A 6,756-nucleotide genomic window follows, 5' to 3' on the forward strand; every position below is an offset into this window, starting at 1 on the left:
GTGCGGGCGGCCCTGAGGCTGTGGTCGCTCCTCACGTTGCCGTCGACCCGGGGGCTGCGGAGCGTTCGGCCGGCGTCGAGGAGACCGACGGCACCATCCACCTGGCGGCTTCGGCAACTTCAGAGCCTTCGGGGACTGCCGGGGCCAAGGCTCCGCTTCCGGTTCGTCGGCCCGACGAGGAGCGGCCCAACCCGGCGCACTGGCGGCGGCGCCGCTCGCGCAACGGGTCCGGGGCGGCCTCCGGGGACGTGGAGCGGCCTCAGGAGGAGCAGGAACAGGAGCAGGAAAAGGCCGGGCCGCTGACCGACTTCGACCCGCAGCCCGTACCCGAGCAGGTCGCTCAGCCCGTGCCGACACAGGTTGCGCAGCCCGCGTCCGCGCAAGCCGCACAGCCTCTGCCCGCCGCACAGGTCATTCACCCCTCCCCCGAGCACGTCGCGCAGCCGCTGCCCGCACAGGCCGCCCAGCCCTTGCCCGCGCACGCCCCGCAACCGGCACCTCAACCCGTCCCCGTCCCCCCTCGCCCTCACCCCCTGCCGACTCCCGGCAACACCATCACCGCCCCCGCCCCCGCGTATCCCGCCGCGCCCGCACAGCCCGTCCCGCCCACGGCCGCGCACCCGGCGACGCCCCCGCCCCCTGCCACCGCACCCCAGCCGTCCACGCCCTCTCCCGCCCCGGCCACCCACCACCCCCAAGCCACCAGCACCACCCCCGTAGTGCGCCCCCGCCCCACCGCCCCGACCCTCTCCACCCCCACCCCCGAATCCGTCCCCACCCTCGACCCCCGTCTCGCCCTCGCCCTCGGCAAACCCCCGCACGGCGACTCCCTCAGCCGGCGTACCGGTCAGTCCCTGCGTCGGCTGACCTCCTCCGCCTCCCACGAGGTGGCCGAAGAGACGCGTATCGGGCGGGAGTTGCAGCAGCCGGTCGGCACCGGACGCGTCATCGCCGTGACGTCCATCCGGGGCGGGGTGGGCAAGACGACCACCACCGCGCTCCTCTCCCATGCCTTCACCCACTACCGCCACGACCCCGTCCTCACCCTCGAAGCGGACGCCGCGCTGGGGACGTTGCCGGTGCGGCTCGGTGCGCAGACGGTCCGTTGGTCGGCCCGTGACCTCGCCCAGATCCTCACGCCGTCCATGCAACTCACGGATGTCATCGGCTACTTGGTGCCGGTGTCCGGCGGCGGCTGGCTGCTGCCCGCGAGCCAGGGGCGCGTCGGCGCGCCGCTCGACATCCGGACGTACCGCAAGGTGACCCTCGCCCTGCGCCGCCACTTCGCCGTCACGGTCGTGGACTGCGAGACGCTGCCCGGGGAGGTCGCCCGTACGGCGATGGACACCGCGCACGCCCGTGTCGTCGTCGCCCCGCTCACCGCCGAGGGCGTCGGCGGCACCCGTGTCGTCCTGGACTGGCTCGCCCAACTGCCGCACAAGGCCCTGGCCTGCACCGTCGTAGCGCTCATTTCCGGCACCCCGGACCTCAACCTCGATCTGAAGACGGCCACCGCACATCTGCGCGAGACCGGGGTTTCCATCGTGCATCTGCCCTACGACCGTCATCTCGCCGCCGGTGGCCCCATCCGTACCGACCTGCTGGGCTCGGCCACACGCCGCGCGGCCACTCGGCTGGCGGCGGAGGCGTTGCAGCGGGCGGTACGGGTCCGCTGACGCGGACATAAGATACCGGGAATTCTTCGAAACATTCGAAGAATTGAGCGCATGATTTGATCTAGCCGCGAGCTGCGAAAACAATTCGAGATCCACCCGAAGAGCATTTTCCGTTCCCGAACGTTTCGAAATAGCTGCCGAAACTGTTGACGCTTGACGCGCACAGGCCAACACTCGGCCCCATGACACCCGCACCCATACACCTGACAAGCCGTCGGCAGGCCTGCGCCCTGCTGCTCGGCGGAGCGGCCACACTCGCGTTACCCGGTACCGCTCGTGCCGCCACCGTCATCACCACGAACCAGACCGGGACCAACAACGGCTTCTACTACTCGTTCTGGACCGACGCGCAGGGCACCGTCTCCATGACCCTCGGCTCCGGCGGGAACTACAGCACCAGCTGGAGCAACACCGGGAACTTCGTCGCCGGGAAGGGCTGGAGCAACGGCTCGCGCAGGACGGTGAGTTACTCGGGCAGCTTCAACCCGTCCGGCAACGGCTACCTGTCCCTCTACGGATGGACGTCCAGCCCGCTCGTCGAGTACTACATCGTCGACAACTGGGGCACCTACCGGCCCACGGGGACGTACAAGGGCAGCGTGACCAGCGACGGCGGCACGTACGACATCTACCAGACGACCCGGTACAACGCCCCGTCCGTCGAGGGCACGAAGACCTTCAACCAGTACTGGAGCGTCCGCCAGTCGAAGCGGACCGGCGGCTCCATCACCACCGGCAACCACTTCGACGCATGGGCCCGCGCCGGCATGCCCCTCGGCACCTTCAAGTACTACATGATCCTCGCGACCGAGGGCTATCAGAGCAGCGGCAGCTCCACCATCACGGTGGCGTCATGAGGGCCCGACCACCGCTCGCCTTACGGCCGTTGACCACGGCCCTCACCGCCGTCGCACTCGCCGCCACCGGCACCCTCGCCCTGCACGCCACCCCCGCCCGGGCCGCGACCTGCAACGGCTACGTCGGCCTCACCTTCGACGACGGCCCCTCCAGCCACACCCCCGCCCTGCTGGGCGCCCTGAAGCAGAACGGGCTGCGGGCCACCATGTTCAACGAGGGCCAGTACGCCGCCGCCTACCCGGCCCAGGTGAAGGCCCAGGTGGACGCGGGCATGTGGGTCGGCAACCACAGCTACACCCACCCGCACCTGACCCAACTCGGCCAGACACAGATCGACTCGGAGCTCTCCCGCACCCAGACGGCGATCGCTGCCGCGGGCGGCGGGACGCCCAGGCTGTTCCGGCCGCCGTACGGCGAGACCAACTCGACGGTGAAGGCCGTCGAGGCCAAGTACGGCCTCACCGAGATCATCTGGGACGTGGACTCGCAGGACTGGAACGGCGCCAGTACGGACGCGATCGTGGCCGCCGCCGGGCGGCTCACGGGCGGCCAGGTCATCCTCATGCACGACTGGGCCACCAACACGCTCGCCGCCGTACCGCGTATCGCACAGGGGCTGGCCGCACGCGGTCTGTGCGCCGGCCGGATCTCCCCGCAGACCGGTCGTGCCGTGGCCCCCTGAACCCACAACAGGTAGGCAACCTGTGTGACTTCTGTGACACTTGAAGTTTCAGGGTTTATCGCACGCGGGGTGTACTGAAAGGGTCTGGGCGTACAAATCGGCTGCTGTCTGCGGCCGTTGGGCCCCTCACCCCCCACGAGGCGACAAAAATGGCGAAAGCCTCCGCGCGCAGAACGCGCGCGACCATATTCTCCGCGACGGCCGGCCTTGCGCTGGCCGTCGCCTTTCTGCCCGGCGCCGCGAGCGCCACGCAGAACGCCCCGGCGGACGACGGCACTCCGGCCGCGACCACACCGCCGGCACCCTCGCAGCAGACCCTGATACGTCGCGACGCCCGCCTCACCAAGGCCGAACAGCGGTCCGGCGTAAGGAAGTTGCGCAAGCAGCTCGGCGCCGAGGGCGTCCTCGAACTCGACCCGGCCACCGGCACCGCCCGCCAGGTCGCCAAGCTCGACGGATATCTCACCCAGTCCACCGGCTCGGCCCCCGAGGATGTCGTACGGCAGTATCTGCGAGCGCATCCCGACGTGTTCGGGCTGTCCGCCGCCCAGGTCGACGCCCTGACCCTGCGCAAGCAGTACACCGACGTCGCCGGCATACGGCAGCTGTCGTTCACGCAGTCGGTCGACGGCGTCCCGCTGTTCGGCAGTGGCGTCAAGGCGAACGTCTCCCGGGACGGACGCCTGATCAGCGTCCAGGGATCGCCCGTGCGCAACCTGCCGTCGCGGCTGGCCGCCGCCCGGGTGACCGGGACGCAGGCCAAGGGCGCAGCCGTCCGCGACATCGCGGGTGCCGAGGCCGACGGCTCGAAGGCCGACGACGCCAAGCAGGTCGTGTACGCGGCCAACGGCGGCGCCCGCCGGGCCTGGCAGACCATCACCACTCCCGACGGCCACGGCATGTGGCTGCACATCGTCGACGCGAGCACCGGGCGGGTGCTCTACCGCCAGAGCCTGTCCTCCGACTTCGCGGCATCCGGGACGGGGACGGCCTCCGCCACCGCCTCGGCCCTCTCCTCCTCGCCCGGCGACCTTCTGCGCAGCGGCAAGGTGCTGGTCTGGGACCGCTACCCGGGCGCCCCGACCGGCGGCAAGCAGCACGTCGCGAACCTGGGCCTGGGCGGCCGGGGCTGGCTGCCGCCGCGCGCCAAGACGCTCAAGGGCCGGATCGCGCACGTCTTCAGTGACGTCAACGACAACAACAAGGTGGACGCGGGCGAGGAGATCACCTCGAACGCCAACGGGTCGTTCTCCTTCCGCTTCAAGCCCTTCACCGGCACCAACTGCGACAAGCCGCTGCCCTGTTCCTGGGACCAGAAGAAGCCGAACTCCTGGAAGACCAACCGCAAGCAGAACGCGGCGCAGCTCTACTACTACCTGGGCACCTTCCACGACCACCTGGAGTCCGCCCCCATCGGCTTCACCCGCGCCGCCGGCAACTTCGACGGACGCGACGGCGACGCGGTGGACGCACAGAGCGACGACGGCGCGGCCGTGAACTCCGGGCTGCCCGACGAGGATCACCTCAACAACGCCAACATGGCCACGCCGCCCGACGGCAAGGCGCCCACCATGCAGATGTACCTGACCGGTTCCGGTACCGGGTACACCGTGCTGCAGGGCAACTGGGGCGACGACGCGGCCACCGTCTACCACGAGTACACGCACGGCCTGTCCAACCGGCTCGTCGTGGACGCCGACGGCGTCTCCACCCTCACCGGCCAGCAGGGCGGGGCGATGGGCGAGGCATGGAGCGACTGGTACGCCCTGGAGTTCCTCAACAACCAGAAGCTGCTCAAGGACAACCCGAGCATCGACGGCGAAGTCGCCCTCGACCCGCCCAAGTGGACCGACGAACTCCCCTCCCGCAGCCAGGCGTTGGACTGCCCGGTGGGCTCCACCTCCGCCAAGTGCCCCGGCACCAGGGCGGCGGGCAAGGGCGGATACACGTACGGCGACTACGGGAAGATCTCCAGCCGCGGTCCCGAGGTGCACGCCGACGGCGAGATCTGGAGCGAAACGCTCTGGGACCTCCGCAACGCACTCGGCAGCAAGCTCACCGAGTCCCTGGTGACCCGCGCGATGGCCCTCTCCCCCGCCAACCCCTCCTTCCTCGACGAGCGCAACGCCATCCTCCAGGCCGACACGGTCGTCAACGGCGGGCACGCCCACGACACCATCTGGAAGGTCTTCGCCCACCGGGGCATGGGCTACTTCGCCGCCGCCCTCACCGCCGACGACACCAAGCCGGACGAGGACTTCTCCCTGCCGCCCGGCCCGGACACCCCGGTGACCACCCTCACCGGCAAGGTCACCGACGCCGCCTCCGGCACCCCCGCCGCCGGCGTCACGGTCAGCATCAGCGGCCACAACTCCGGCTTCCCCGGCGCCGACTTCTCGGCCCTGACGGCGGCGGACGGCACGTACACCATCAAGGACGTCCCGGACGGCACGTACCGCAAGGTGTACGCGAGCGGCAACGGCTACGAGCCCCAACTCCGCACCGTCGAGGTCAAGTCCGGCTCGGCAGCCGCCGACTGGCAACTGACCCGTGACTGGGCTTCGTCCTCGGGCGGCGCCTCGGTGTCGGACTTCACCGGCCCCGACTACACCGACTCCGGCTGCGGCCCGAACGGCCTGATCGACCTCTCGGCGGCCGTCTGGGGCTCGGAGGCCAAGAACGGCACCAACGGCACCGGCGTGGACCCCGTCCACAACACGGTCAAGCTCCCCGCCCCGGTGGACATCAGCGAGCTGCGCATCGACCCGACCGCCGGCTGCGGTGACGACAAGACGGCCTCCCTGGGCGACTACCGGATCGAGACGTCCCCCGACGGCACGACCTGGACCACCGCCGCCGAGGGCCACTTCAAGCCCGCCGACACCGGCCGGGAGAACGCCGTGGCGCTCAAGTCCGGCACGGACAAGAACATCCAGTACGTCCGTCTGACCATGCTCGGCAACCAGGCCGCCGACAACGGCGTGAACTGCGCGACGGACACGGGCGCTTCGGGCTGCTCGTACATGGACGTGACCGAACTCGTCGTGCACGGCTCGGCCCACCAGAGCTGACGGCCACGCGAGAGTTCCGAGGGCGGTGCCCCTTCGCCGGGGCGCCGCCCTCGGGCATTCCCGCACGCCCGATCGCCTCCATGCCCGATGATGGGCGATCCATGCGCCGGGATGGGCCGTCAGTCCCCCGCGGATCACAGTGCGGCGCCGTCGTGGCCGGTCGCGCAGTTCCCCGCGCCCCTTGGCGGCGTGCAGGTAGTCGGCGTTTGCGATGCGGCCGTCAGTCGCCCGCGGCGAGAAGCCGGGACGGCCGTGGGCGGGTGCAGCCGCGTACGGCGGGAAGGGGACGGGGCGGGGGGTGTCCGCCCGCAGCGGCGGGCGTCCATCACCGCGCACCTCAAAAAGACACAGCACCGCCCGACCGAGGACGGACACCGGTCTCCGCGGCGGTCGGCCTCGCCAACCTCGACCTGTTCGAGCGCGAGGGCCTCAACCAGCACGTCCTCGACAACGAGGGCGCGTTCCTGTC

The 6,756-nt window shown here is 70.6% G+C and carries 5 protein-coding genes; all 5 read left to right on the plus strand.

Annotated features, from left to right (window positions below):
- Positions 1 to 20: 20 nt before the first annotated feature.
- The gene (locus ACWC09_RS35950; protein ID WP_450855198.1) at positions 21 to 1,676 is read left to right on the plus strand and encodes a hypothetical protein; all 1,656 of its coding nucleotides are present in this window, start codon (positions 21 to 23) and stop codon (positions 1,674 to 1,676) included.
- A gap of 182 nt (positions 1,677 to 1,858) precedes the next feature.
- Positions 1,859 to 2,533, plus strand: a complete 675-nt coding sequence (locus ACWC09_RS35955; RefSeq protein WP_450855200.1) for a glycoside hydrolase family 11 protein — start codon at positions 1,859 to 1,861, stop codon at positions 2,531 to 2,533.
- Complete coding sequence (locus ACWC09_RS35960) at positions 2,530 to 3,216, plus strand: polysaccharide deacetylase family protein (protein ID WP_450855202.1); 687 nt, start codon at positions 2,530 to 2,532, stop codon at positions 3,214 to 3,216. The genes ACWC09_RS35955 and ACWC09_RS35960 overlap by 4 nt, the downstream gene beginning before the upstream one ends.
- 149 nt (positions 3,217 to 3,365) lie before the next feature.
- Positions 3,366 to 6,287 carry a M36 family metallopeptidase gene (locus ACWC09_RS35965; RefSeq protein WP_450855204.1) on the plus strand — a complete coding sequence of 974 codons (2,922 nt, stop codon included), beginning with the start codon at positions 3,366 to 3,368 and terminating at the stop codon, positions 6,285 to 6,287.
- A 260-nt stretch (positions 6,288 to 6,547) separates the two neighbouring features.
- The coding region (locus ACWC09_RS35970; protein ID WP_450855206.1) for a hypothetical protein at positions 6,548 to 6,756 on the plus strand (209 nt) is incomplete at its 3' end.

The sequence above is a fragment of the Streptomyces sp. NPDC001617 genome (genome assembly GCF_053596855.1).

Bases quoted from the DNA above. Each gene is read 5' to 3' on its own strand.
- ACWC09_RS35955 (WP_450855200.1), top strand. From the start codon at position 1,859: ATGACACCCGCACCCATACACCTGACAAGCCGTCGGCAGGCCTGCGCC.
- ACWC09_RS35960 (WP_450855202.1), top strand. From the start codon at position 2,530: ATGAGGGCCCGACCACCGCTCGCCTTACGGCCGTTGACCACGGCCCTC.
- ACWC09_RS35965 (WP_450855204.1), top strand. From the start codon at position 3,366: ATGGCGAAAGCCTCCGCGCGCAGAACGCGCGCGACCATATTCTCCGCG.